Consider the following 24743-nt stretch of genomic DNA (forward strand, 5'->3'; position numbering starts at 1 on the left):
CTTCAAACGATCAGTGGTAACCGGTATCGGCGTGCACCTTGCCACGGAACACCCGGTACGACCACGCCGTATAACCGAGGATGACCGGCAGCAGAATGACCAGGCCAACCAAGGTAAAGCCCAGCGAGGAGGCCGGCGCGGCGGCCTGCCACAGGGTCATCGACGGTGGCAGCAGGTAGGGCCACATGCCGAGTACCAGGCCGAGGAAGCCGAGCACGAACAGGGCCAGGCTGAGCACGAACGGCGGCAGGTCGTGGCGCGGGTGGGTGGCACTGCGCCACAGCGCGGCGGCTACCGCGAGGGTCAGCAGCGGCACCGGCGACAGCCACCAGAAGTTGCCGTCGCTGAACCAGCGATCCATCAACCGCGAGTCGAGGAACGGCAGCCAGCTGCTGACCAGGCCCATCGCCGCGATCACCGCCACCACCAGCGGCCGGGTCATCTGCCGCGCCAGCGCCTGCACGCGCCCTTCGGTCTTCAGGATCAGCCAGGTGCTGCCCAGTAACGCATAGCCGGCCACCAGCGCGGCACCGGTCAGCATCGCGAACGGGCTGAACCAGGCGAACGGCCCGCCCTGATAGACACCGTCCACCAGCGGGATGCCCTGCACCAGCGTGCCCAGGATCACGCCCTGGGCGAACGTCGCCAGCAGCGAACCGAGGCCGAACGCCACGCTCCACAGCCGGCGTGACCGATGTGCCTTGAAGCGGAATTCAAAGGCCACGCCACGGAACACCAGCGCCACCACCAGCACCAGCACCGGCAGGTACAGCGCCGACAACAGCACCGCATAGGCCTTGGGGAAGGCCGCCAGCAGGCCGGCACCCCCCAGCACCAGCCAGGTCTCGTTGCCGTCCCAGATCGGCGCGGCGGTGTTCATCATCAGGTCCAGCTGCTCCTCGTCCTCGGCGAAGGGGGCGAGGATGCCGATGCCAAGCACGAAGCCGTCCAGCACCACGTACATCAGCACGCCGAAGCCGATCACCGCGAACCACGCCACCGGCAGCCAGGTCATCAGGTCCATGTCAGCGCTCCTCCAGCGGTTCGTCGGCTGCCGACAGCGGGCGCGCCGGGGTGTGGCTGCCGTGGTCCAGCGACGGCCCTTCGGCGTAGGGCTGCGGTCCGTGGCGCAGGATCTTCACCAGGTACCAGATGCCCCAGCCGAACACGAAGGCGTAGCCGACCACGTAGACGCCCAGCGACAGCGCGGTCATCCACGCGCTCTGCGGGCCGACCGCATCGGCGGTGCGCAGCAGGCCATACACCACCCACGGCTGGCGTCCCATCTCGGTGACGAACCACCCCGACAGCAGCGCGATGAAACCGCTAGGCAGCATCCAGTTCCAGCCGCGCAGCAGCCATGGCGAATCGAGCAGCTTGTTGCGCCACAGCTGGAAGGCCGACACCCAGGCCAGCAGCAGCATCAGCGTGCCCAGCCCGACCATGATGCGGAAGGCAAAGAACACCGGCGTCACCGGCGGCCGCTCGCTGGCCGGTACCGAGGTCAGCGGGTCGAAGGTGCCGTCCAGGCTGTGGGTCAGGATCACGCTGCCCAGCTTCGGGATGGCCACTTCGAAATCGTTGCGCTCCTCCTTCTCGTTGGGCAGCGCGAACACCACCAGCGGTACGCCCTCGCCTTCCCGGGTCTCATGCCAATGCGCCTCCACCGCCGCGATCTTCATCGGCTGGTGCTTGAGCGTGTTCAGGCCGTGCATGTCGCCGACGAAGATCTGCACCGGCACGGTCAGCGCAGCGAATGCCACGGCGGCGATCAGCATGCGCCGGCCCGCTTCCACGTGCGTGCCCTTGCGCAGGTACCACGCACCCACGCCACCAATCACGAAACAGGTGGTGATGAACGAGCCCAGCGCCATGTGCGCGAGGCGGTAGGGGAACGAGGGATTGAACACCACCTGCCACCAGTCCACCGGATGCACGATGCCGTTGACCATCTCGTAGCCGGCCGGCGTGTGCAGCCAGCTGTTGGACGACAGGATCCAGAACGTGGAGAACAGCGTGCCCAGCGCAACCATGCAGGTGGACAGGAAATGCAGGCGCGGCGAGACCCGGCCCCAGCCGAACATCATCACGCCGAGGAAGCTGGCTTCCAGGAAGAACGCGGTCAGCACCTCGTAGGTCAGCAGCGGGCCGATGACCGTGCCGGCCACCTCGCTCAGCCGCGGCCAGTTGGTACCGAACTGGAAGGCCATGACGATGCCGCTGACCACGCCCATGCCGAACGACACCGCGAAGATCTTCTGCCAGAAGAAGTACAGCTCGCGCCACACGGGCAGCCTCGTGCGCAGCCAGCGCCATTCGATGAAGGCCAGCCAGCTGGCCGTACCGATGGTGAAGGCGGGGAACAGCACGTGGAAACTGATGACGAATCCGAACTGGATCCGGGACAACAACAACGCGTCCAAGGGACGCCTCCTGCCTGCGACCGGTGGGATACCGGACCACTTTAGGAGGATTTCGTTAAGACGGGATGCGACCGGGTGACGCGCTGCTTCACTTTGTCGCAGGGGTCAACCGTTCTGGTAGCTGCCAACCTTGGTTGGCACACACGCCCAACGCCGACCCAGGTCGGCCTCTACCCACCGCGATTGGAGCGGCCCCTTGCCCGGCGGGTGCCTCAGTGCCAGAAATACCAGGCCGCCGCAGCCAGCATGGCGCCAAACAACAGCACCTGCACCACCACATAACCCACGCCACCGTCGCGCGACTCAGCGGCAATGCGCTTCTGCAGCGCCTCGCTCACATCCGGCGTTTCTTCCTGCTGCGCGTGCTCACGCAACGCCTGTGCCAGCGCGCGCGCTTCCGCATCGCGAGGGTCGGTCGGTGGATTCACAGCAGCTCTCCGGCGGTGGCATGCCGCGTCAGTTCCTGCTTCAGGATCTGGCGCGCGCGGTGCAGATGGCTCTTGATGGTACCGCGCGCCAGCCCGGTCACCTGTTCGATCTCGGCCAGATCGAAATCCTCCAGGTAATGCAGGCCGACGATCAGGCGCTGCGGCGGACTCAGCCGTTCCAGTGCCGCGCCGAGCTGGCGCCCGGCCTGCAGCGCCTCGCTCAACTCGGCCGGCCCGGGGCCTTCGTCACCGATCCCCAGATCCTCCGGCACCTCCACCGCCACCATCCACTGCGCCTCCAGCCGCCGCCGGCGCAGGTGCTGCAGCGCCGTGGTGTAGGCGATCCGGGAAACCCAGGTGCGCAGCGAGCATTCAAAACGAAACCGATGCAGCTGGCGGAACACGGCAAGGAAAGTTTCCTGCAGCAGGTCGGCGACCTGGTCGCGGTCGCCCACCATGCGTCCGATCACATGCGCGCAGGTGCGCTGGTGTGTCTCCACCAGCTGCGCGAAGGCCGACTGCGAGCCATCGATGATGGCCCGCACCAGGGCCTGGTCCGCGTCCAGCGCTTTGGCGGGGGCTGCCGTCGCCGCCGTATCCTCGCGGCGACGGCCCCGCAGTGCCGACAGCGCTTCGCCGAGCAGGCTCATCTACGGGGCGCCCCCTGTGCCCGTGGCATGCGCCGGCTCAGCCCTTGCGTGCGCCGGGGCGGGTGAAGTGCCAGGCCAGCAGCTGGCCCAGGCCGGCACTGCCGACCAGCGCGGCAGCGGCACCAAAGGTCAGGTCACGCGCACCGATGGCCTCCAGCAGGGCCATGGCCAGGGCCAGGCAGACCAGGCTGATGCCCCAGCGCAGGGCGCCCTGGCGGCGGCGTTCTTCTTCCAGTACCGCCAGCGAGCGGATAACTTCCTCTGGCACGTGCGGAGCCACCAGCTTGCTGCGGGCGCGGGCATCGGCAATGGCATGAATCGCGTAGGCGATGCAGATGAAGAGGGTGATCGGGATCAGTTCCTGCATGGTCGGGCTCCTGTTCGGTGGATGATGCGGGTTCAGGAGAATGGATGCGCGACCACGGCAACCGGTTGCGCCACTTTGCCAATCCCGCTGCCATGACCTGTGGCCCCTGCCCCGGGCCGGGGCGGCTGCTACCCTTGGCCGGTTTCCTCTTCTGGTGCCGTCCGCCCATGTCCCGAGTGCTGCCCCTGTCCCTCCTGCTGTCGGCCGTGCTGGCCGCACCGGCTGCGCATGCCGCGCCGACGCCGATCACCATCGAACAGGCCATGGCCGACCCGGACTGGATCGGTCCGCCGGTAGAGAAGGCCTGGTGGTCGTGGAACAGCCAGCAGGTGGAGTACCAGCTCAAGCGCAACGGCAGCCCGGTGCGCGACACCTTCCGCCAGCCGGTGGCCGGCGGCGTGGCCGCGCAGGTGGCCGATGACCAGCGCGGCACCCTGGACGTGGCCGATCCGGTCTACGACCGCAGCCGCAGCCGCAGCGCCTTCGTGCGCAATGGCGATGTGTTCGTGCGCGACCTGCGCAGCGGCGCGCTGACCCAGCTGACCCGCAGCAACGAGCGCGCGGGCAACGTGAACTTTGCCGCGGACAACGGCGTGATCTGGCGCGTCGGCCAGAACTGGTTCCACTGGACCGCCGCCAGCGGCGTGCAGCAGGTGGCCAGCCTGAAGGCCGAGAAGGACCCGCGCACGCCGCCGAAGGCCGACGTGCTGCGCGACCAGCAGCTGCGCACGCTGGAAACCCTGCGCCGCGACCGCGAGCAGCGCGAGGCATTGAAGGACCAGGACCAGCGCTGGCGCCAGGCTGATCCGACCCGCGCACCGGGCCCGGTCTACCTGGGCGCCGACGTCGAGATCGGTGACAGCGTGCTGTCGCCGGACCTGACCCACCTGATCGTGGTGACCAAGCCGAAGGACTTCGACGACGGCCGCACCAGCAAGATGCCGCTGTACGTGACCGAGTCGGGCTACGAGGAAACCGAGGACACCCGCACCCGCGTCGGCCGCAACGGCTTCGAGCCACACACCCTGTGGTACGTGGATGTGCGCACCGGCAAGGCCGAGAAGGTCTCGCTGTCCGGCCTGCCGGGCATCAGCACCGACCCGCTGGCCGAACTGCGCCGCAAGGCCGGCAAGGATGCGCTGAAGGGCGAGCGCAGCGTGCAGGTGATGAGCGACTTCATGGGCGGCGGCATCCGCTGGAGCGCCGACGGCCAGCAGGCCGCGGTGATGCTGCGCGCCAACGACAACAAGGACCGCTGGATCATCAGCGTCAATGCTGCCGACGGCCGCGTGCAGAACCGCCACCGCCTGACCGACAACGCCTGGATCAACTGGGGCTTCAACGATTTCGGCTGGATGGCCGATGGCCGCACGCTGTGGCTGTTGTCCGAGGAATCGGGCTTCTCGCACCTGTACACCCAGGCCGGCACCGCCAAGCCGCAGGCGCTGACCAGCGGCAAGTGGGAAACCTCGGCGCCGGTGCCGTCGGCCGATGGCAAGGGTTTCTACTTCCTGTGCAACCAGCAGGCGCCGCATGACTACGAAGTCTGCACGGTCGACACCGGCAGCCGCCAGGTGCGCGAGCTGACCAGCCTCAACGGCGTGGAGGATTTCTCGCTGTCGCCCGACGGCCAGCAGCTACTGGTGCGCTACTCCGGCGCCTACCTGCCGCCGCAGCTGGCGGTACTGCCCAGTGCCGGTGGCCAGGCGCGCGTGCTGACCGACACCCGCACCGCCGACTACAAGGCACGCCAGTGGATCCAGCCGAAGCTGGTGGCAGTGCCGTCCAAGCATGGTGCCGGCGTGGTCTGGGCCAAGTACTACGAACCGGAAAACAAGGAACCGGGCCGCAAGTATCCGATCGTGATGTTCGTGCACGGCGCCGGCTACCTGCAGAACGTGCACCAGCGCTACCCGGCCTATTTCCGCGAGCAGATGTTCCACAACCTGCTGGTGCAGAAGGGCTACATCGTGCTGGACATGGACTACCGCGGCAGCGAGGGCTACGGCCGCGACTGGCGCACGGCCATCTACCGCAACATGGGCCACCCGGAACTGGAAGACTACAAGGACGGCCTGGACTGGCTGGTCGACACCCAGCAGGGTGACCGCGACCACGCCGGCATCTACGGCGGTTCCTATGGCGGCTTCATGACCTTCATGGCGCTGTTCCGTGCGCCGGGCACCTTCAAGGCCGGCGCCGCGCTGCGCCCGGTGGTGGATTGGCACAACTACAACCACGGCTACACCAGCAACATCCTCAACACCCCGGACATCGACCCGGAGGCGTACCGCGTGTCCTCGCCGATCGAGTACGCGCAGAACCTGCAGGACAACCTGCTGATCGCCCACGGCATGATGGATGACAACGTGTTCTTCCAGGACTCGGTGAACCTCACCCAGCGCCTGATCGAACTGCACAAGGACAACTGGTCGATCGCCCCATACCCGCTGGAACGCCACGGCTATGTGCGTGCCGATTCCTGGCTGGACCAGTACAAGCGCATCCTCAAGCTGTTCGAGCAGAACCTGAAGTGAGCGACGCCGCAGCCACGATCCGGATCGTGGCTGCGGTCATCCTGGATGACCGCGGCCGGGCGCTGGTGGTGCGCAAGCAGGGTGCGCGCCGCTTCATCCAACCCGGTGGCAAGCCCGAACCCGGCGAGGCGCCCCTGCAGGCGCTGGCCCGCGAGCTGGACGAGGAACTGGGCGTGCAGCTGCGCGCCGATGCCGCCATCGCGCTGGGCACGTTCGAGGACTGGGCGGTGAACGAGCCCGGCCACCGCGTGCAGGCACAGGCGTGGTGGGTGCAGGTGGACGGCACGCCGCAGGCGCGCGCCGAAATTGCCGAACTGGCCTGGGTGCCGCTGCAACCGCCGCATGGCCTGCCCTTGGCACCCTTGAGCGAACACCATATCCTGCCGGCCGTCGCCACCCGGGCGACGGCCCGCTGAGCAGGCGGGCGCCGACTGCAAGGACATCGGATGTCAATGTCGATCCCGTCGATCCCCTCGCCGCTTTCCCCGGCCTATCACGCCTGGGTGCGCCCGGTCGCACAGGCTTCGTTCTGGCTGTCACTGCTGCTGACGATCTACTTCGTGCTGCAGGGACTGGTGCTGTGGCCGCTGCAGAACCTCGCGCTGTGGCACCTGGTGGAAGGTGAAGTGCAGCTCCAGCAGATGCACAGCCTGGTCTGGCTGCTGGCGCACCCGGTGGCCGCGTCAATGATCGTCGCGCTGTTGTGCCTGGCCTCGACCGTGTCCAGTTGGGGCCTGCTGCGTGAACGTCGCTGGGGCCTGTGGAGCTTCGTGGTACTGCTGCTGCTGAGTGCCCTGACCAACTTCGCAGCCGCCTGGTGGCTGGACCTGTTCATGGGCGACTTCATTCCGTTGCTGGCCGATGACCCGGCCCTGCTGCAGGAACTGCAGCTGAAACGCTGGCTGATCACGCTGACCGTGGTCGGCATGTCGTTCGTGCTTCTCGGCCTGCAGGGCTGGCTGGCCTGGCGCCTGCTGCGCCCCGACGTGCGCGCGCGCTTCCACTGAGTTCTGCCGGGCGTGGGCCAAGGCCTCCGGCAGCGCCCGGCGTTTTGCCTTTGATCGTCAAGGAGACGACATGCTCTCATTCGCACCGTACCGCCACTGGCTGGCCTGGGCGTTGCTGCTGGCCACGCCGGTGGCCGCGGCACAGTCACCGCAATGCGGCCTGTTCAAGGCCGACGAAGGCAGCAGCACGCTGCGCGTCAGCTCATCCAACCGTGGCGAGCAGAAGCACTTCGGCAGCGCACCGACCCCGGTCGCGTTCCAGCAGATCGAAGGCAAGCTGCAGCTGGTGAATCTGGAATATGGCCTGCCCAGCGCGCTGCAGGTGCGCGACCGTGGCCGCACCCTCGAGGTGGACGGCACGGTCTACACCCTGCAGGCCCCTGCACAGTGCGCCGCAGCCGCCGCGCCGGCTGCGGGCAGCTGCCTGGCCGATGCGGCGGCCTGCCTGGACAACCGCCACGAGGCGACCCCCACCGCGCTGGCAGCGGCGTGCCGGGAAGGCGTGCCCGGGATGTGCCTGCAGCTGGCCGATCGCTGGCATGACGAGGCCAGGGCGCCGGCCACGCCGGATGAGGCGCAGCAACAGGCCATCCTCGATACCGCACTGGCCGGCATCGAACTGCCTGTGCCGTGCCGGAATGGCGGCTTCAGCAACGAGACACCGGCCTGTGCAGCGGCGCTGGAAGCGGATCCGGCGCTGCAGGAGCAGATCGTCAAGGCCGCGATGGGTGCGGCGATGGTCGAAGCGGTGAGCTCCGTGCTGTCACCCTCCACGCCGGTGGTGGTGCCGGCCGCGCAGCGCCAGCAGCTGTTGCAGTTGTGCCAGCAGGTCGGCCATGGCGGCTTCTGCAGCCGCGTGGCCGAGCTCTCGTGGGAATCCGGCGACCCCTTGCAGGCGGTGCAGGCACTGGCCACAGCGTGCGCGCCCGGCAATGACAGCGCCGCCTGTGAGCGCCTGCCTGCGTTGCAGGCGCTGGGCGCCTCGTTGCGGCCGCAGCCGGCTACGGCGCTGCCCTGCGGCACCTTCCGCGCCGCGGGTGGCCTGATGGATACGCTGGACTTCGGCGATGCAGGACGGGTCGGCATCGGCTGGGACAGCCAGCTGCGTGCCCGTGTCGAAGACGGCGACGTCCGCATCCGCCACGACAAGGGCGGCGACTTCGTGCTGCGGCCGTTGCCCGGCGGCCAGCTGCTGGGCCTGGACACGTGGACACGCTTCCAGGTGTTCGTGCCGACCGGCGAGGGCGCGAGCACCTGCAGCCCGCCGAAACACTACACGGTGCTACCGCTGCCGCAGGACTGCCCGCAGGCGCTGGCCAGCGGCGGTGCCGAAGCCTGCTGCGCGCAGGGCAAGCTGCAGGGCTGCAACATTCTTGGCAACCGTCTTGCGCTGTCCGGCCAGTGGCGACAGGCGGCAGAGCACTACACCACCGTGTGCCGTGCCGGCGTGCGCGAGGGCTGCGAGAACCTGGTCGCAGCGCAGGGCCGCAGCAGCGACGTCGACGCCCATGCGACGCTGGAGCGGCTGTGCGCCGCCGACCGCAGCGGGCGCCACGTCGCCTGCGATGTGCTGGACACCGGAAACTGGAGCGCCCTGGAGCTGGGTCGCGTCCTGCAGGAGGCGGTGGACGAAGCGACGGCCGAGGACGCTCCGGCGCCGCGCACTTCCAATCGCAAGCGCTGAGCCTGCCAGGGCCTGTCCGCAGCGTTGGCCGGGCCCTGCGGTAAAGTACGCGCCATGAACGAATTCGAGCGCGTTCGCGCCTACCTCACCGAGCTGCAGGACCGCATCTGTGCGGCGATCGAGGCCGTCGATGGCCGGGCCCGCTTCCAGGAAGACCTGTGGCAGCGTGCCGAGGGCGGTGGCGGGCGTACCCGCGTGCTGCGCGACGGCGCGGTGTTCGAGCAGGCCGGCATCGGCTTCTCCGACGTCGCTGGCAGCCGCCTGCCGCCGTCGGCCTCGGCCAACCGCCCGGAACTGGCGGGCGCCTCCTGGCGCGCCACCGGCGTGTCGCTGGTGTTCCACCCGCTCAACCCGTACGTGCCGACCACCCATGCCAACGTGCGCTTCTTCCAGGCGCAGCGCGACGGTGAAGTGGTGGCCAGCTGGTTCGGCGGCGGCTTCGACCTGACCCCGTTCTATCCGTTCGACGAGGACGTGCAGCACTGGCACCGGGTCGCACGCGATCTGTGTGCGCCGTTCGGCGACGAACGCTACGCCGCGCACAAGCGCTGGTGCGACGAATACTTCTTCCTGCGTCATCGCAACGAAACGCGCGGCGTCGGCGGTCTGTTCTTCGACGACCTGCACGGCGACTTCGAGCGCGATTTCGATTATCTGCGCGCGGTCGGCGACGGCTTCCTCGATGCGTACCTGCCGATCGTGCAGCAGCGCAAGGACACCCCGCATGGCGAACGCGAACGCGAGTTCCAGCTGTACCGCCGCGGCCGCTACGTGGAATTCAACCTGGTCTACGACCGCGGCACCCTGTTCGGGCTGCAGAGCGGTGGCCGCAGCGAAAGCATCCTGATGAGCCTGCCGCCGCGGGTGCGCTGGGAGTACGGCTTCTCGCCCGAAACCGGCAGCCCCGAATCGCGACTTGCCGACTACCTGGTGCCGCGCGACTGGCTCTGAGGGGTGTCGTCGCGCGGGACGTGGGCTCGGCGCTGGTCAGCTGCCCTTTCGCGCGATGATGGTGATGTGCCCTGTCGTCTCCAGCAGGGCAATCTGCACGTCTTCAATCTGCAGCCCGCCCTGCTGGCGGAGCGCGGCATCGAAGTCGGCGCGGCTGATCAGCTCGCGCCGAAGTACCGCCTCGAACAGGCGACCACCGCGCGCAGGATGAATTCCCACCACGGCATGGCCAGCGCGAACAGGTCGGGCATGGTCTTCCCTTGCTGGACAGTGGCCCAGCCTGACCCCATCTGCGGTTCCGGCAGCACAAATAAAAAGCCCCGCTGACCAGGGGGAGGTCAACGGGGCCGGGGAACGGGCACTTGGGGAGGAGTCCCCGTTCCGAGATCTGCTCCAGGGGATGGGAGAGATCCACAACAGGCATTGCGCCTGTCGGGAGTTATAGAAGCACTCCAAACACTAACGGTTCGTGAAGGGGCCCCATTTAATGAAATTCAATCGGGGAAACATTCATGGTCGAGTCAGAAACCCCCGACTCATGAACACATTCACGTCGTTTTCGGCCTGAAATGCCGTCAGTGCGCTTCGTCCCAGTTGTTGCCGACGCCCGTGTCGACCACCAGAGGCACCCGCAGTTTGGCCGCTTGCGACATGCGCTCCACCACCTGCAAACGCAAGTCTTCCACGAAACCGCTTTCGGTTTCGAACACCAGTTCATCGTGCACCTGCAGGATCATCCGTGCCGGTGCCCCGCTGTCGCGCAGCCACTGGTCCACATCCACCATTGCACGCTTGATGATGTCGGCGGCGGTGCCCTGCATCGGCGCGTTGATCGCGGCGCGCTCGGCCCCGGCACGCAGGCCCTGGTTGCGGGCGTGGATGTCGTTCAGGTACAGGCGGCGGCCGAACAGGGTTTCCACGTAGCCCTGGTCGCGGGCCTGCTGGCGCATCCGCTCCATGAAGTCGCGCACGCCCGGGTAGCGGCTGAAGTACAGCGCCACATAGTCCTGCGCCTGGCCCCGGTCGATGCCCAGGTTGCGGGCCAGGCCGAAGGCGCTCATGCCGTACATCAGGCCGAAGTTGATCGCCTTGGCGGCGCGGCGCTCGTTCGGGGTCACCTCTTCCAGCGTGCGCCCGAACACCTCGGCGGCGGTGGCACGGTGCACGTCGGCGCCCTGCTCGAAGGCGCGCACCAGGCCCGGATCCTCGGACAGGTGCGCCATGATCCGCAGCTCGATCTGCGAATAGTCGGCGGCCAGCAGCTGGAAGCCTTCCGGCGCCACGAACGCGCGGCGGATGCGGCGGCCGTCCTCGGTGCGGATCGGGATGTTCTGCAGGTTCGGGTCCGACGAGGACAGGCGGCCGGTAGCGGCGCCGGACTGGTGGTAGCTGGTGTGCACCCGGCCGGTGTCCGGATTGACCATCTCCGGCAGCTTGTCGGTGTAGGTGCTGCGCAGCTTGGCCAATCCGCGGTAGTCGAGGATCACCCGCGGCAGTTCATGCTGGTCGGCAATCGCCTCCAGCGCCTCTTCGTTGGTGCTGGGCTGGCCCTTCGGGGTCTTCACCACCGCCGGCAGCTTCAGCTCGTCGAACAGCACCGCCTGGAGCTGCTTGGGCGAATCCAGGTTGAAGCTGCGCCCGGCCAGCTCGGTGGCCTTCTGCTGCGCGGCCAGCATGCGCGAGGACAGGTCCTGGCTCTGGCGGCGCAGTTCGTCGGTGTCGATCCGCACGCCGTTGGCTTCGATCGTGGTCAGCACCGGCACCAGCGGCATCTCGATGGTGCGGTACACGCTGTCCAGCGCCGGCTCGGCCAGCAGCTGCGGCTGCAGCGCGCGATGCAGGCGCAGGGTGATGTCGGCGTCCTCCGCCGCATAGCGGCTGGCTTCGTCGATGCCCACCTGCGAGAACGGAATCTGCTTGGCACCCTTGCCGGCCACGTCCTCGAACTTGAGGGTGGTGTAGCCCAGGTAACGCAGGGCCAGCGAATCCATGTCGTGGCGGGTGGCGGTGGAGTTGAGCACGAAGCTCTCGAGCATGGTGTCGTCGTGGTAGCCCTGCACCTCCACGCCGTGGCGGCGCAGCACATGCAGGTCGTACTTGCCATGCTGGCCCAGCTTCTTCTTCGCCGGGTCCTGCAGCACCGGCCGCAGCGCATCCAGCACCTGCTGCATCGGCAGCTGGGCCGGCGCACCCGGGTAATCGTGGCCGACCGGAATGTAGGCCGCCCTGCCCGGCTCGACCGCCAGGCTGACGCCGACCAGGCGCGCGCGCATCGCGTCCAGCGCATCGGTTTCAGTATCGAAGCTGATCAGCTCGGCCTGCTGCAGGCGTTCGATCCAGGCCTGCAGCTGCCCGCTGGTCAGCACGGTCTCGTATTCACCCGGCGCGGACAGTGCCGGATCCAGCGTGCCGGCGGCGGGCGCCTCGACGCTGCCACGCGCGAAGCCGGCCGCAGTGCCGCGCAGGCTCGGGGTCGCCTCGCTGGCGGCCACCGGTGCCGGCACCGGCGCGCCCAGCTCCTTCAACGCCTGGGTGAAGCCATAGCGCGTATACAGCTCGGTCAGCGCCGGCACATCCTGCTCGCGCAGGGCCAGCGTGGCCGGGCTGGCGTCCAGTTCCACGTCGGTACGGATGGTCACCAGCTCGCGGTTCAGCGGCAGCCGCTCCAGGGCGGCACGCAGGTTCTCGCCGATCTTGCCCTTCATGGTCGGCGCGGCCGCCATCACCCCGTCCAGGTGCTGGTACTCGGCCAGCCACTTGGCAGCGGTCTTCGGCCCGCACTTCTCCACGCCCGGCACGTTGTCGACCGCGTCGCCCATCAGCGCCAGCAGGTCGATGATCTGATCGGCGCGCACGCCGAACTTGTCCATCACCGCCGCGTCGGAATCCATGCGGCTGCCGGTCATGGTGTTGACCAGTTCGATGCCCGGCCGCACCAGCTGGGCGAAGTCCTTGTCACCGGTGGAAATGGTCACCTTCAGGTCCTGCGCCAGGCCCTGCAGCGCAAGCGTGCCGATCACATCGTCGGCTTCCACGCCGGGGATGCGCAGGATGCTGATGCCCAGCGCTTCGACGATGCGGCACATCGGCTCGACCTGGCTGCGCAGTTCATCGGGCATCGGCGGGCGGTTGGCCTTGTACTGGTCGTACAGGTCATCACGGAAGGTCTTGCCGGGCGCATCGACCACGAACGCGACGTAGGCCGGGCGCTCCTTCAGCGTCGAACGCAGCATGTTGACCACGCCGAACAGCGCGCCGGTGGGTTCACCCTGTGCATTGGACAGGGGCGGCAGCGCGTGGAACGCGCGGTACAGGTAACTGGACCCGTCGATCAGGACTAATCTGCTCATGCGCCGATTCTACGCGCCCGTGCCTGCACCGCGGCGACACGGCGCGCACACCGCGATGGGGCATAATCAGGGCTCTTTCCAGGCAAAGGCCCCCGCCGATGAAGACCCTGATGCTGGCTTCCCTGCTCCTGCTCGCTGGCTGCGCCAGCATGGGTGGCGCGGGTGCTCCCCCGGTGGACGTCAAGGGCGCGGATGTGTCCAGGCGCACCATGGACAACGGCGATGTCATCGAGGAATACCGTGTGTCCGGCCAGCTGCGCATGGTCAAGGTGACCCCGTCGCGCGGTGCCCCGTTCTACATGTACGACAAGAACGGCGATGGCCGATTCGACAACGACAAGGATGGCGTGTCGCCGGTCTACTGGAAGCTGTACAGCTGGTGAGGTGACCGGGTCGGATCCCTGCGATCCAGTAGATCCACGCCATGCGTGGATTCACCCCAGCCCCCTAAAAAAAACAACGCCGGCACGCATCCTGCGCACCGGCGTCGGGTCCCCTCCCCGGGGAACGCTTCAATCAGCGGGTATGGATCAGCGGATGACCAGTACCGGCAGCGTGCTGCGCGCCAGCACCTCGGCAGTCTGGCTGCCCAGCAGTACACGGGTCACGCCACGGCGGCCGTGCGAGGTCATCACGATCAGGTCGCTGTTGCGCTCGGCCGCCGTCTCGATGATGCCGTCGGCCGCGTAGCGGTCCAGCACGTGCACCGGGTTGGCCGTGATGCCCTGCTCGGCGGCCTTGGCCAGCGCCGGCTGCAGCACCTTCTGCGCGCCCTCCTCGCGGTCGGCCTTGTATTCCGGGCTGTTCATGTAGCCCACGCTCCAGCCCATGGCGTCATACATGCCCACGGCCCACGGCTCGGACACGGTCACGATATCGACCTCGGCATTGAGGTCCTTGGCCAGCTCCAGGCCCTTGGCCAGGCCCTTGTCGGCCAGCTCGGACCCGTCAGTGGCAATCAGGATGCGCTTGTACATGGTAGGGCTCCGTGGCGGTCTGCCAGATGGGAACAACACCATTGCACACCGGATGTGGAGGCGGCGCCTTGAGCAGGATCAATCCGGCGCCGTGCAGCGGCCCGTGCGCGCCACCCGCTTGCCCGCCCCCCTTCTGTAGAGCCGAGCCCATGCTCGGCTTCGGATGCATGAGCCGAGCATGACTCGGCTCCACATTTTCCGCCCTCAGGCGATCTGCACCACGCGTGCGTTCTGGCACAGGGGGTAGCTGCCCACGAATTCAGCGATCGCATCGCGCATCGCCTCGAACGATTGGCCGTACATGTACAGCGCGGTCTCGCTCGGGCCCTGCCACCAGCTGCAGATCTCGCCAAGGCCATCAATGCGCTCGGACAGCTGCTCGAACACGTGGTTGGAATCGCACTGTTCGTAGACCTCGTCCGGCAGGTTCAGGCCATCCAGGTAGATGCCCAGGCCCTCGGTCACGCCGAAGCTGCGATCGGCTTCACCCGCGCCCTGGATCTTCGAGCCCTTCGGCGCACCCAGCTGTTCCAGCAGATCGATCAGCTTCGGCACGCCATCGGCATCGACCAGCGCCACTTCGATATCGCCGTATTCGACCTCACCCAGGTCGGACATCGCCGTGCCGCCGCCGGTGATCTCGCCGACATTGGCCGCCTGCAGCAGCGCATCGAGTGGGTCCTCGAACAGTTCGTGGCGATGCTCGGGCTGCAGCCGGGCGTTCAACGTCACGGTGACGTGCAGCGTGGGTTCGGTCATGGGAGCGGTCCTGAAAGAAGTGCCGCCTATTGTAGAGCCGAGCCCCTGCTCGGCGGCTTTTCGCGCCAGAAGCAGCCGAGCATGGGCTCGGCTCTACAACAGCCCGTCAGCGCAGGAACGGGGTCACCTTGCGCTTGAGCAGCTCCACCAGCACCGGGTCCATGTACTCGTAGTCATCCGGGATATCCAGGCAGATCACTCGCTTGCCGTTCAACCACGCCTTGTAGCGGCTGGACAGCCGGTTGCGGTGGGCGCGCTCCATCACGAACACCAGGTCGGCCCACTGCAGCAGCTCGGGGCTGAGCACTTCCTCGGCGTCGGCCAGCAACCCGGCTGAGGCGGTCTCGATGCCCGGCCAATCGGCGAAGACCTGCTCGGCGGTGGGGCTGCGCAGGCGGTTCTGGCTGCAGAGGAAGAGCACGTTGCGGGTCATGCCGGCAGCCTAATCGGGGTCGGATCCCTTTTCCAACGGAAAGTGATCCGACCCCTTGGCGGTGATCAGATCACCGTCAGGTTGGCATACGCCATCACCAGCCACTTGCTGCCGGCGTCGGCAAACTCGACCTGCACGCGGGCGTGAGCGCCGTTGCCTTCGTAGTCGGTCACCATGCCTTCGCCGAACTTGGGATGGGTGACCAGCGCGCCGAGCTTGATCGGCGGCGCCTCGATCGAAGCATGGCCCATCACCCGGCTGGCGCCCATCGAGGCCGGCCGCGAGACCTGCACCTTGGGGCGCACTTCGTGCAGCAGCTCACGCGGAATCTCGCGCAGGAAGCGCGACGGCAGGCTGTAGTTGTCCTGGCCGTGGATGCGGCGCGATTCGGCATAGCTCAGCACCAGCTTCTGGCGCGCGCGGGTGATGCCGACGTAGGCCAGGCGGCGCTCTTCCTCCAGACGCCCGCTTTCTTCCAGCGAACGTGCGCTGGGGAACAGGCCGTCTTCCATGCCCGCCAGGAACACCAGCGGGAATTCCAGGCCCTTGGCCGAGTGCAGGGTCATCAGCTGCACGCCGTCCTCGCCGGCCTGCGCCTGGCCCTCACCGGCCTCCAGCGCGGCATAGGCCAGGAACGCGACCAGCTCGTCCATGTCCTCGCCCACTTCCTCGATGTCGTCGGCGCGGCGCACGAAGCGCGAGGCGACCGAGACCAGTTCGTCGAGGTTGTCGGTGCGCGATTCCGAGTCCAGCGCGTTGCGGCTTTCCTTGCTCCAGTGCTCGCGCAGCTGCGAGCGGGCCAGCACGTGGTCCACGCGCTCGGCCAGGGTCATGTGCACGGTCTGCGCCTGCAGCTCGTTGACCAGCCCCAGGAAGCCGGCCAGTGCATTGCGCGCGCGCGCGGCCAGCGCACTGCCCTGGGTGACCAGCATCGTTGCTTCCCACAGCGAGATGCCCTGCGCGCGCGCCTCGCGGCGCACTTCGTCCAGCGTGCGGTCGCCGATGCCACGCGTCGGCGTGTTGACCGCGCGCTCGAAGGCGGCGTCATCGTTGCGGTTGGACAGCAGGCGCAGGTAGGCCAGCGCGTCCTTGATTTCGGCACGCTCGAAGAAGCGCATGCCGCCATACACGCGGTACGGCACCTGTTCGCTCAGCAGCGCTTCTTCCAGCGCGCGCGACTGCGCGTTGCTGCGATAGAGCACGGCCACTTCGGTGTAGCTGCCACCGTCGCGCACCCACTGGCGGGCGCGCTCGACGATGTAGCGCGCCTCGTCCATCTCGTTGTACGCGGCGTACAGGTCGATCGGCTCGCCGTCACCGCTGTCGGTCCACAGCTGCTTGCCGATGCGATCCGGGTTGTGCGCGATCACCGCATTGGCGGCGCCGAGGATGTTGGCGGTGGAGCGGTAGTTCTGCTCCAGGCGGATGGTCTGCGCACCCGGGAAGTCGCGCAGGAAGCCCTGCACGTTCTCGACCTTGGCACCGCGCCAGCCGTAGATGGCCTGGTCATCGTCGCCGACCACGAATACGTGGCCGGAATCGCCGGCCAGCACGCGTACGAAGGCGTACTGGATGGCATTGGTGTCCTGGAACTCGTCCACCAGGATCTCGCGGAAGCGGGCGCGGTAGTGCGACAGCAGCGCCGGGTTGTCGCGCAGCAGTTCGTGCGCGCGCAGCAGCAGCTCGGCGAAGTCGACCAGGCCGGCGCGGTCGCAGCGTGCCTGGTACTCGATGTAGGCCTGCCGCATGGTCTCCAGCCACGCATCGTGCGGTTCGGGCTGGATGTGCTGCGGGCGGCGGCCTTCGTCCTTCTGCGCGTTGATCCACCACGCGATCTGCTTGGGCGGGTACTTGCCGTCGTCCAGCTCCAGCGCCTGCACCACGCGCTTGACCAGCCGCAGCTGGTCGTCCGAATCCATCACCTGGAAGCCTTCGGGCAGCTTCGCATCCTGCCAATGCAGGCGCAGCAGGCGGTTGGCCAGGCCGTGGAAGGTACCGATCCACATGCCACGGCTGCCATGGGGCAGCTGGGCATCGATGCGGTGGCGCATTTCGCCGGCCGCCTTGTTGGTGAAGGTCACCGCGAAAACGCCGTGGGTCGGCACGCCATCGACTTCATGCAGCCAGGCGATGCGGTGGGTGAGTACGCGGGTCTTGCCGGAACCGGCACCGGCCAGCACCAGGTGGTGGCCGGGGGGAGCGGAGACGGCTTCGCGCTGGGCCGGGTTCAGGCCATCAAGCAGGTGGGAGACATCCATGCCCCCATTTTACGGCATCGCCGTCGCGGCTCCTGCGACCACCTGGGTGGCCAGCGCCTGCGCCTGCTGACGCAGTTCAGGCACCGCCAGGCTTTCCCACAGGCTGCCGATGCGCAGGCTGCCGAGCACGCCCAGCCGTGCCTGCGGCTGGCCACTGGCGCTGCGCAGGCGGTCGCCCGGCACCGTGCTGTCCAGGCCCAGCCCATGCGGGCCGGGGCGTGCCAGGCCCTCGGCCTGCAGCTGCTGCAGCAACGGATTGCGCAGCGCACTGGCGCGGGTTTCCACGCCGGTGGCGTTGACCACACCGCCGATCGTCCAGTGCTGTTCATTGCCGTTGGCATCGCGACCCGACAGCCGCAGGGCATCGCCTTCGCGGCCGACGGATTGCAGGCGGGACCGGTGAATGCGCAGTTGGCCGCTTTCGATCAGCGCCTGCAGCTGTGCGTCGACCTCTTCGGCGATGCGGTGGCGATGCACGTCCCAGTAGCGCACCACATGGCGCAGGAAGCGGCGCTGGTCGGCCGCGTCGAGGCTGCACCACAGCGCCTGCCCGTGCGGACGGATGCGGTCCATCACGCCCTGCCACGGCAGCCCGTCGGCCTGCGCCTGGCGCGCAAACCCACGCAACGCGCGCAGGCGCTGGCGCAGGTTCATCTGCAGCAGCGTGGCCGGGTCGAACGTGGGCAGGCCGCCATGCGCATGCGGCAGCGGCAGCAGGCCATGGCGCGAGATCACGTGCAGCGGGCCGGTGTGGCCGGCGGCAACCAGCGCCAGCACGGTGTCGGCCATGCTCAGGCCGGAGCCGACGATGGCCACGGCCTGCTCACCGGCCAGGGTACGCACGCCGTCGTAGTCCCAGGCCTCGATCACATCATCGGCGGGCAGTGCCTCGGCACCGGCCACCGGCAGCGGCCGCATGCTGTTGCCGGTGGCAAGCACCGCCTGCACGGTGTGCAGCGTCCGGGCATCGCCAAGTGTCAGCCGGTAGCCATGGTCATCCGGCTGCAGGCCCAGCACCGGCTGCGCGATCACCTGCAGCTGCGCCGGGCTGGCCGCAGCGGCCTCCTGCAGGCGCTGCTGCAGGTAGGCCGCAAAGTAGTGGCGGCATACGTAACGCTCGCCCAGCACCTCGCGCGCCTGGCCCGGGTAGGCGTTGGCGGCCATCAGGTAGTCGAGGAAATCGCCGGGCTGGTCGGCAAACGCACTCATCTTCGCCGCCGGCACGTTCAGCAGGTGCTCCGGCCACGGCGTGGCATAGGCGATGCCCTGGGCCAGCTGCGAAGCCGGTTCGAGAATGGCCAACGCCAGTGGCGCCTTGGCTTGGCGCAGCACCTGGATCGCCACCAGCACCCCGGCCGCACCACCACCGATGATTGCCAGGTCCAGTTCGCCATTACGCGGTGAATCAGTCATGCGCCGATTGTAGGCCATCGGCGATGACGGGCCGGATTGCCGAAGCGGGCGGTTGCCACCGTTTCACATCAACGCATCGGCCAGCCGTGCGATGCCTTCGCGGCTGCGCCGCCACGTGGGACGGCTGCGCCACTGCTGCAGGTCCAGCTGCCGCGACTCGCGCAGGTAGCCATCCTCGATCGCGCACAGCTGCTGCACCAGCGCGCGGTCGTAGCAGACCAGGCCGATTTCGGCATTCAGCGCGAATGAGCGGATGTCCATGTTGATCGAGCCGAGCACGGCGATGTCCTCGTCCACGCTCATGTGCTTGGCATGCAGGAACTGCGGCTCGTACAGCGCGATGCGCACGCCACAGCGCAGCAGCTCGTCGTAGTAGGCCTCCTGCGCCCACGAGGTCAGCCGCTGGTTGTTGCTGGCCGACAGGATCAGCTGCACCTGCACGCCGGACAACGCCGCAATGCGCAAGGCGCTGAGCGTGGCTTCGTCGGGCACGAAGTACGGGGTGACCATCACCAGCCGTCGCCGCGCCAGATGGATCAACGCCGCCACCGCGTCGCGTGCGTTGCTGTACGGATAAGCCGGGCCGCTGGGCAGCAGCTGGGTGGCGATGTCGTCGCTGCACTCGGGCACATCGGCGATCACGTCCAGGCGCTGGCCGGTTTCCATGTACCAGTCGCTGGCGAACACCGCTTCCAGATGCGCCACCGCCGGGCCGCGCACGCGCGCCACCAGTTCGCGGTTCGGGTGGCCGGGCACGAACTGCGGGCCGGCCAGGTTCTGCGAACCGACATAGGCCACTTCGTTGTCGATCACCGCGATCTTGCGGTGGTTGCGCAGGTCCATGCGCCCGCTGCGGCGCCAGCGCAGGCCACCGGGCAGCATCGCGCGCACTTCGATGTCGCGCGCCTGCAGGCGCTTGCGATAGGCACGCAGGCCGCGCTTGGCGCCCACCGCGTCGAGCAGCACGCGGCACTGCACGCCACGCGCGGCGGCACGCTGCAAGGCCTCGACAATGGCCTCGCCGACCGCGTCATCGAACATCAGGTAGTACAGCAGGTGCACGCGGTCTTCGGCCTGGTCGATATCGGCAATCAGCGTGTGCAGCGATTCGTCGTAGTCGGTCAGCAGGTCGACCGCGTTGCCGTGCACGGGCATGAAGTCGCCCTGGCGCTGCACCAGCGGCACGATCTCGGCGCAGGCGGTGTCCGGCTGCGGTGTCCAGCGCAGGCGATGCTGCAGCGCCTGTTCCTCGCGGATGACCTGCGAGGCCTCGGCCTGGCGGCGGATGCGCTCGCGCGACAGCCACGGGTGGCCGAACAGCAGGTACAGCGGCAGGCCCAGCAGCGGCACGAAGCCGACCAGCAGCAGCCAGCTGCGCGCCGCCCCCGGCGTGGTGCGGGTGGGAATCCAGCACAGCGCGACCAGCCGGATCAGCCAGTCGATCAGCAGCAGGTAGGAACCCAGCAACCACTCGAACAGCATCGTGTCGCCCGTCGGGAGGTGATGGGCCATTCTGCCCAGCAGGATTTGCAGAGTCGAGCCATGCTCGACTGCCTTTCGGCCCGACAGCGGAGCAGCCGAGCGTGGGCTCGGCTCTACAGGATGGATCAATGCCGCACCGGCACCTCACACAGCTGCCGCACCGATTCGGCATGACGGCGGCCGTTGAGCGCCATGCAGGCGATCGCCTGTGCGGCCCGCTCCAGCTGCGCCTCCGGCAGCGGTGACGGCGCGCCGTTGGCCAGTGCCAGATGGTGGTCGCACAGCAGCAGCGCCATGCCCTCGATGCCTTGCAACATGCGCTGCAGGCGCAGCCAGCCCAGTTCCAGGTCCTGCCGGTGTGATGGGGTGTTCATGCAACCTCCTTCAACGGATCTGGCCACCGTGAAGGTGGCGGACGATGCGTGGTTGCAATACCGGGAAGCAATCAATCAGCAAACGAACCGGCGGGCGCAAGGCCCCCTCGCACCGTCCGCCATAGAGGCGGATAGGTCACCAACCGTCGCCGGAGAGATCTCCGGCGAAGGCGGGCGAGTCTACTGATTGATTGACTTCACGGGATTGCAAGCCCGACCGCTGCAACCGCAGCGGCTCGCCATCATGGGCACGGCCACGCCCGTCGTTCCAATCGATTTGAACAGCGCGAGGCGCCGGAACCAGTAGGAAGAATCACTTATCGCAATCGGCCCTTCGCTCCAGACATGGCGCCATTGGCGACAGCGTGCGCAGGGACTGCCCAGTGCCGACCAACGGTCGGCACCCACCACCACCACAGCAGCATCGGAACGGTCGGTATCCACCAGGTAAACGCAGGGCATAAAAAAACCCGCCACAAGGGCGGGTTTCTTCGCGGGGATCAGCAATCCGTGCGGATTACTTGATCTTGCCTTCCTTGTACAGGACGTGCTTGCGCACGACCGGATCGTACTTCAGGAATTCCATCTTCCCCGGGGTGTTCTTCTTGTTCTTGTCGGTCGTGTAGAAGTGGCCGGTACCGGCCGAGGAAATCATACGGACCTTATCGCGCTTGCCTGCCATGATGCTTTACTCCTCAGACCTTTTCGCCGCGCGCACGCAGCTCAGCCAGAACGGAATCGATGCCGTTCTTGTCGATGGTGCGCAGTGCATGCGCGGAAACACGAAGCTTGACCCAGCGGTTCTCGCTGGCCACCCAGAAACGGCGCTCGTGCAGATTCGGCAGGAAACGACGACGGGTCTTGTTGTTGGCGTGCGAGACGTTGTTACCCGTCTGCACTCGCTTGCCGGAAACCTGGCATACGCGGGACATTGCGCACCTCGATAGTAGTAGTTGTCAGCCCGTAGCCCGGGCGACGGCGGCCTCGATGGTTGCCCACCACACGTCAAGAGAATCAAAGGGTTACGCTGGCGTTGGGCGGCCGGGGACGTGCTCCCGGGGGCGCCGCCCGGTAGAAAACCGGACACAGCGAGCCGCGTATTATGCACGGGTTCAAGCACTTGCGCAAGTTACCCACAGGCGGGGGCTGAACACGGCGATCGCCCCCTGTAGAGGCGCGGCCCCCCCCCCCCGCGGCGGGGCCGCCCCCCCCCGCCCCCCCGGGGGGCCGCGCGGCAACAAAAACCCCGGCCGCCCCCCCCCCCGGCGGGGGCGGGCCCGGACGCCCGGGCCGCGCGGGGGGGCGGGGCTTCAACCAAGACCCGGGCCGGGCAAACCACGGGGGGCAGCAACCGGGCTTTCCCCCCTGGTAGTGCCGCGCCCAGGCGGGGGTGGTGCGACCCGGACGGCCTGCGCCGCGGGTGGGCTCGGCTCTACAACAATGACCGGGCCGGCTCAACGCAGGTGCGGAATCACCTGGGCGAGAAGATGGGCATCCTTCAACGCGCCGTGCAGGCCGCGCTGGCTGGGAATGCGCAGGCGCTGCAGCACATCATCCAGCTTGTTGCCCTGGCCGGGCCAGCGCCCGCGCGCCAGCTTCAGGCTGCAGGTGATGCGGCAATGCTGGGCCAGCGTGCCAGGAATACCGGACAGACGCAGCTCGTTGTCCAGGAAGCCCACATCGAAGGTGGCGTTGTGCGCGACCATCTCGCTGCCGCGCAGGAAGTCGAGCAGTTCAGCAGCCTTGCTGGAGAACAATGGCTTGCCCACCAGCATCGCATCGCTGATGCCGTGCACGCGCTGTGCGCCCCAGTCCACCTTGCGCTGCGGCTGCAGGTAGGTGTGGAACTGGCGGCCGGTGAGCTGACCATCGATCAGTTCGACGGCACCGATTTCGATCACCCGGTGCCCCAGGCGGTGGGAGATGCCGGTGGTTTCGGTATCCAGTGCGACGATGCGATTCATGCGTGGCGATGTTTCCTGTTGCGTGCCGCGATGATTTTCGCATGCTTGCAGCAGGAAGCTCCCTCTGTAGAGCCGAGCCCGCGCTCGGCTCACGCGCGAAGCGCGGGCCTTGAGCGCTGGTGACAGAAGCAGCCGAGCGTGAGCTCGGCTCTACAGATGCGCGCGCGCGATCACCCCAGCGCTTCCACCACCCAATCGATGAACACCCGCAGCCGCTGGCTCATGTGCCGGTTCGGCGGGAACATCACATGCATCGGCATCGGCGGCAGCTGCCAGTCCGGCAACACCGGCAACAGCTCGCCGCGCGCCACGTGCGGCTCGGCCATGTAGCTGGGCAGCGCCACCACGCCCAACCCCGCCAGCGCTGCGGCCAGATAGGCATTGCCGTCGTCAAAACCGACCGTGTAGCAGCCCTGCACCTCGATGCGCTCATCGCCGCGCTGTGCAACGAACACGCGTGCGCGGCCACTACGCGGGCTGAGGAAGCCGACCATGTGGTGATCGGGCCCTTCCAGCGCGCGCGGATCGGTCGGCAGGCCGAAACGCTGCACATAGCCGGGGCTGGCGTGGAAGCCGATCGGCAGCGCCGCCAGCGGCCGCGCCACCAGTGCCGGGTCGGCAGGGGTGCCGCCGCGGATCACGCAGTCGACGTTGTCGGCGATGACGTCGACCTCGCGGTCACTGACGCCGATATCCAGCTGGATCTCCGGGTAGCGCGCCTGAAACTCCGGCAGCGCCGGTACCAGCCGCAGCCGCGCGTAAGGCCCCGGCACATCCACGCGCAGGCGGCCGCGCGGCTGGCTGGCTGCGTCACCCAGCCCGCCCTCCACCTCTTCCAGCTCGGCCAGCAGGCGGGCGATGCGCGGGTAGTAGGCCGCGCCGTCGGCGGTGACGCTGACCCGGCGCGTGGTGCGGTTGAGCAGGCGCAGCCGCAGGTGTGCCTCCAGCTGCTGCACCAGCTGGGTGGCCGTGGTGCGGCTGATCTGCAGGGTCTGCGCCGCACGGGTGAAGCTGCCAGTCTCCACCACCCGGGCAAACGCCCGCATCGCCTCGAAACGGTCCATGGCTGGCCGGGATTGTTTGGAATTGGCAATCAATCTAGGCCGATCATCGCGGTTTATCCAGACACCGCTGGCGGGGAGGATGGCGTCCTCTCCCACGGGATCTTCCCCATGTCACAGCGTGATGTCGTTTTCCCCGCCGGCCGCCAAGCGCTGTACGAGCGCAACCGCTACTCACCGGCGATCCGATCCAACGGTTTCCTGTTCGTCTCCGGCCAGGTCGGCAGCCGTGAGGACGGCTCGCCCGAGCCGGACTTCGAAATGCAGGTGCGCCGCGCCTTCGAGAATCTCAATGCGGTGTTGGCTGCCGCAGGCTGCACGTTCGATGACGTAATCGACGTGACCGTGTTCCTGGTCGATCCGGAGAAGAACTTCGAGAAGGCCTGGGCGATCGTGCCCGAGTACTGGGGCCAGGCGCCGCACCCGACCCTGACCGGTATCGGCGTGACCTGGCTGTACGGGTTCCAGTTCGAGATCAAGGTGATCGCGAAGCTGCCGTGACCTTCGTTGTAGAGCCGAGCCCATGCTCGGCTGATCGTGCGACAGCAGCCGAGCATGGGCTCGGCTCTACAGAAGCGCAGCCCGGTGGGCCGAAAGGCGTGCCCGGCCCACCTGAACGGGAGGT

24 protein-coding genes and 1 pseudogene are annotated in these 24743 nt (G+C 67.8%); 7 read left to right on the forward strand and 18 right to left on the reverse strand.

Annotated elements, in window-relative coordinates:
• Positions 1 to 10: 10 nt before the first annotated feature.
• The 5 genes from cydB to RCF13_RS07060 all read right to left on the reverse strand — a co-directional run bounded on the left by cydB (position 11) and on the right by RCF13_RS07060 (position 3868).
• Positions 11 to 1024, reverse strand: coding sequence for a cytochrome d ubiquinol oxidase subunit II (gene cydB / locus RCF13_RS07040; RefSeq protein ID WP_134969411.1), 1014 nt, complete (start codon positions 1022 to 1024; stop codon positions 11 to 13).
• A 1-nt stretch (position 1025) separates the two neighbouring features.
• Positions 1026 to 2423 (reverse strand): cytochrome ubiquinol oxidase subunit I, encoded by a 1398-nt coding sequence (locus RCF13_RS07045; RefSeq protein ID WP_111201091.1) that lies wholly within the window; start codon positions 2421 to 2423, stop codon positions 1026 to 1028.
• Positions 2424 to 2635: 212 nt separating this feature from the next.
• Positions 2636 to 2851, reverse strand: coding sequence for a hypothetical protein (locus RCF13_RS07050; RefSeq protein ID WP_134969410.1), 216 nt, complete (start codon positions 2849 to 2851; stop codon positions 2636 to 2638).
• Positions 2848 to 3501: a sigma-70 family RNA polymerase sigma factor gene (locus tag RCF13_RS07055; protein ID WP_088496996.1), complete on the reverse strand. Its 654-nt coding sequence runs from the start codon at positions 3499 to 3501 to the stop codon at positions 2848 to 2850. The genes RCF13_RS07050 and RCF13_RS07055 overlap by 4 nt, the downstream gene beginning before the upstream one ends.
• 37 nt (positions 3502 to 3538) lie before the next feature.
• The gene (locus RCF13_RS07060) at positions 3539 to 3868 is read right to left on the reverse strand and encodes a hypothetical protein (RefSeq protein ID WP_134969422.1); all 330 of its coding nucleotides are present in this window, start codon (positions 3866 to 3868) and stop codon (positions 3539 to 3541) included.
• 167 nt (positions 3869 to 4035) lie between these two features.
• On the opposite strand from RCF13_RS07060, the gene RCF13_RS07065 reads away from it, so the two are divergent.
• The 5 genes from RCF13_RS07065 (at position 4036) to hemF (ending at position 10047) form a co-directional block, all read left to right on the forward strand.
• A complete protein-coding gene (locus tag RCF13_RS07065) occupies positions 4036 to 6405 on the forward strand; it encodes a S9 family peptidase (protein ID WP_134969423.1) in 2370 nt (789 codons plus the stop codon).
• On the forward strand, positions 6402 to 6821 hold the full coding sequence (locus tag RCF13_RS07070; protein WP_061480546.1) for an NUDIX domain-containing protein: 420 nt from the start codon (positions 6402 to 6404) through the stop codon (positions 6819 to 6821). The genes RCF13_RS07065 and RCF13_RS07070 overlap by 4 nt, the downstream gene beginning before the upstream one ends.
• Positions 6822 to 6851: 30 nt before the next feature.
• Positions 6852 to 7412, forward strand: a complete 561-nt coding sequence (locus tag RCF13_RS07075) for a hypothetical protein (protein WP_134969425.1) — start codon at positions 6852 to 6854, stop codon at positions 7410 to 7412.
• 70 nt (positions 7413 to 7482) lie between these two features.
• Positions 7483 to 9096: a hypothetical protein gene (locus tag RCF13_RS07080; protein ID WP_134972533.1), complete on the forward strand. Its 1614-nt coding sequence runs from the start codon at positions 7483 to 7485 to the stop codon at positions 9094 to 9096.
• Between the two features lie 54 nt (positions 9097 to 9150).
• Positions 9151 to 10047: an oxygen-dependent coproporphyrinogen oxidase gene (gene hemF, locus RCF13_RS07085; RefSeq protein WP_154351638.1), complete on the forward strand. Its 897-nt coding sequence runs from the start codon at positions 9151 to 9153 to the stop codon at positions 10045 to 10047.
• Positions 10048 to 10083: 36 nt separating this feature from the next.
• Here the strand turns inward: hemF and RCF13_RS07090 are convergent.
• Together RCF13_RS07090 and polA are read right to left on the reverse strand one after the other, a co-directional pair.
• A pseudogene (locus RCF13_RS07090) lies at positions 10084 to 10251 on the reverse strand (YetF domain-containing protein); the annotation flags it as partial.
• Positions 10252 to 10622: 371 nt separating this feature from the next.
• Positions 10623 to 13397 carry a DNA polymerase I gene (polA, locus tag RCF13_RS07095; RefSeq protein WP_231352398.1) on the reverse strand — a complete coding sequence of 925 codons (2775 nt, stop codon included), beginning with the start codon at positions 13395 to 13397 and terminating at the stop codon, positions 10623 to 10625.
• Positions 13398 to 13495: 98 nt separating this feature from the next.
• Between polA and RCF13_RS07100 the strand changes: the two genes are divergently transcribed.
• Positions 13496 to 13780 (forward strand): DUF2782 domain-containing protein, encoded by a 285-nt coding sequence (locus RCF13_RS07100; RefSeq protein ID WP_049443782.1) that lies wholly within the window; start codon positions 13496 to 13498, stop codon positions 13778 to 13780.
• A gap of 147 nt (positions 13781 to 13927) precedes the next feature.
• Here RCF13_RS07100 and RCF13_RS07105 read toward each other — a convergent pair whose 3' ends face one another.
• The 11 genes from RCF13_RS07105 to RCF13_RS07155 all read right to left on the reverse strand — a co-directional run bounded on the left by RCF13_RS07105 (position 13928) and on the right by RCF13_RS07155 (position 24121).
• Positions 13928 to 14374 carry a universal stress protein gene (locus tag RCF13_RS07105; protein WP_005420335.1) on the reverse strand — a complete coding sequence of 149 codons (447 nt, stop codon included), beginning with the start codon at positions 14372 to 14374 and terminating at the stop codon, positions 13928 to 13930.
• Between the two features lie 204 nt (positions 14375 to 14578).
• Positions 14579 to 15133, reverse strand: a complete 555-nt coding sequence (locus tag RCF13_RS07110; protein WP_134969325.1) for a hypothetical protein — start codon at positions 15131 to 15133, stop codon at positions 14579 to 14581.
• 106 nt (positions 15134 to 15239) lie between these two features.
• Positions 15240 to 15566, reverse strand: coding sequence for a low molecular weight protein tyrosine phosphatase family protein (locus tag RCF13_RS07115; RefSeq protein ID WP_049454192.1), 327 nt, complete (start codon positions 15564 to 15566; stop codon positions 15240 to 15242).
• A 65-nt stretch (positions 15567 to 15631) separates the two neighbouring features.
• Positions 15632 to 17824 carry a DNA helicase II gene (gene uvrD, locus RCF13_RS07120; protein ID WP_134969326.1) on the reverse strand — a complete coding sequence of 731 codons (2193 nt, stop codon included), beginning with the start codon at positions 17822 to 17824 and terminating at the stop codon, positions 15632 to 15634.
• A 9-nt stretch (positions 17825 to 17833) separates the two neighbouring features.
• Positions 17834 to 19255 carry an FAD/NAD(P)-binding protein gene (locus RCF13_RS07125; RefSeq protein ID WP_231352399.1) on the reverse strand — a complete coding sequence of 474 codons (1422 nt, stop codon included), beginning with the start codon at positions 19253 to 19255 and terminating at the stop codon, positions 17834 to 17836.
• A gap of 45 nt (positions 19256 to 19300) precedes the next feature.
• Positions 19301 to 20719 carry a cardiolipin synthase gene (cls, locus tag RCF13_RS07130; protein ID WP_061480536.1) on the reverse strand — a complete coding sequence of 473 codons (1419 nt, stop codon included), beginning with the start codon at positions 20717 to 20719 and terminating at the stop codon, positions 19301 to 19303.
• A 125-nt stretch (positions 20720 to 20844) separates the two neighbouring features.
• Entirely contained in the window at positions 20845 to 21093 is a 249-nt protein-coding gene (locus tag RCF13_RS07135) for a hypothetical protein (protein WP_014038959.1), read from the reverse strand.
• Positions 21094 to 21610: 517 nt separating this feature from the next.
• Entirely contained in the window at positions 21611 to 21778 is a 168-nt protein-coding gene (gene rpmG, locus RCF13_RS07140; RefSeq protein WP_169411268.1) for a 50S ribosomal protein L33, read from the reverse strand.
• Between the two features lie 10 nt (positions 21779 to 21788).
• The gene (rpmB, locus tag RCF13_RS07145) at positions 21789 to 22025 is read right to left on the reverse strand and encodes a 50S ribosomal protein L28 (RefSeq protein WP_005411638.1); all 237 of its coding nucleotides are present in this window, start codon (positions 22023 to 22025) and stop codon (positions 21789 to 21791) included.
• A 522-nt stretch (positions 22026 to 22547) separates the two neighbouring features.
• Positions 22548 to 23057 carry a DNA polymerase III subunit epsilon gene (gene dnaQ / locus RCF13_RS07150; RefSeq protein ID WP_061480535.1) on the reverse strand — a complete coding sequence of 170 codons (510 nt, stop codon included), beginning with the start codon at positions 23055 to 23057 and terminating at the stop codon, positions 22548 to 22550.
• A 170-nt stretch (positions 23058 to 23227) separates the two neighbouring features.
• Positions 23228 to 24121, reverse strand: coding sequence for a LysR family transcriptional regulator (locus RCF13_RS07155; RefSeq protein ID WP_061480534.1), 894 nt, complete (start codon positions 24119 to 24121; stop codon positions 23228 to 23230).
• A gap of 108 nt (positions 24122 to 24229) precedes the next feature.
• On the opposite strand from RCF13_RS07155, the gene RCF13_RS07160 reads away from it, so the two are divergent.
• A complete protein-coding gene (locus RCF13_RS07160) occupies positions 24230 to 24619 on the forward strand; it encodes a RidA family protein (protein WP_061480533.1) in 390 nt (129 codons plus the stop codon).
• Positions 24620 to 24743: the final 124 nt, after the last annotated feature.

The organism is Stenotrophomonas maltophilia group sp. RNC7 (assembly GCF_030910085.1).
GTDB classification, from domain to species: domain Bacteria; phylum Pseudomonadota; class Gammaproteobacteria; order Xanthomonadales; family Xanthomonadaceae; genus Stenotrophomonas; species Stenotrophomonas sepilia.

Bases quoted from the DNA above. Each gene is read 5' to 3' on its own strand.
- RCF13_RS07100 (WP_049443782.1), top strand. From the start codon at position 13,496: ATGAAGACCCTGATGCTGGCTTCCCTGCTCCTGCTCGCTGGCTGCGCC.
- RCF13_RS07115 (WP_049454192.1), bottom strand. From the start codon at position 15,566: ATGACCCGCAACGTGCTCTTCCTCTGCAGCCAGAACCGCCTGCGCAGC.
- RCF13_RS07125 (WP_231352399.1), bottom strand. From the start codon at position 19,255: ATGGCCTACAATCGGCGCATGACTGATTCACCGCGTAATGGCGAACTG.
- uvrD (WP_134969326.1), bottom strand. From the start codon at position 17,824: ATGGATGTCTCCCACCTGCTTGATGGCCTGAACCCGGCCCAGCGCGAA.
- RCF13_RS07155 (WP_061480534.1), bottom strand. From the start codon at position 24,121: ATGGACCGTTTCGAGGCGATGCGGGCGTTTGCCCGGGTGGTGGAGACT.
- RCF13_RS07060 (WP_134969422.1), bottom strand. From the start codon at position 3,868: ATGCAGGAACTGATCCCGATCACCCTCTTCATCTGCATCGCCTACGCG.
- RCF13_RS07075 (WP_134969425.1), top strand. From the start codon at position 6,852: ATGTCAATGTCGATCCCGTCGATCCCCTCGCCGCTTTCCCCGGCCTAT.
- RCF13_RS07055 (WP_088496996.1), bottom strand. From the start codon at position 3,501: ATGAGCCTGCTCGGCGAAGCGCTGTCGGCACTGCGGGGCCGTCGCCGC.
- RCF13_RS07105 (WP_005420335.1), bottom strand. From the start codon at position 14,374: ATGTACAAGCGCATCCTGATTGCCACTGACGGGTCCGAGCTGGCCGAC.
- rpmB (WP_005411638.1), bottom strand. From the start codon at position 22,025: ATGTCCCGCGTATGCCAGGTTTCCGGCAAGCGAGTGCAGACGGGTAAC.
- RCF13_RS07135 (WP_014038959.1), bottom strand. From the start codon at position 21,093: ATGAACACCCCATCACACCGGCAGGACCTGGAACTGGGCTGGCTGCGC.
- RCF13_RS07110 (WP_134969325.1), bottom strand. From the start codon at position 15,133: ATGACCGAACCCACGCTGCACGTCACCGTGACGTTGAACGCCCGGCTG.
- RCF13_RS07080 (WP_134972533.1), top strand. From the start codon at position 7,483: ATGCTCTCATTCGCACCGTACCGCCACTGGCTGGCCTGGGCGTTGCTG.
- RCF13_RS07160 (WP_061480533.1), top strand. From the start codon at position 24,230: ATGTCACAGCGTGATGTCGTTTTCCCCGCCGGCCGCCAAGCGCTGTAC.
- dnaQ (WP_061480535.1), bottom strand. From the start codon at position 23,057: ATGAATCGCATCGTCGCACTGGATACCGAAACCACCGGCATCTCCCAC.
- cls (WP_061480536.1), bottom strand. From the start codon at position 20,719: ATGCTGTTCGAGTGGTTGCTGGGTTCCTACCTGCTGCTGATCGACTGG.
- hemF (WP_154351638.1), top strand. From the start codon at position 9,151: ATGAACGAATTCGAGCGCGTTCGCGCCTACCTCACCGAGCTGCAGGAC.
- polA (WP_231352398.1), bottom strand. From the start codon at position 13,397: ATGAGCAGATTAGTCCTGATCGACGGGTCCAGTTACCTGTACCGCGCG.
- RCF13_RS07065 (WP_134969423.1), top strand. From the start codon at position 4,036: ATGTCCCGAGTGCTGCCCCTGTCCCTCCTGCTGTCGGCCGTGCTGGCC.
- cydB (WP_134969411.1), bottom strand. From the start codon at position 1,024: ATGGACCTGATGACCTGGCTGCCGGTGGCGTGGTTCGCGGTGATCGGC.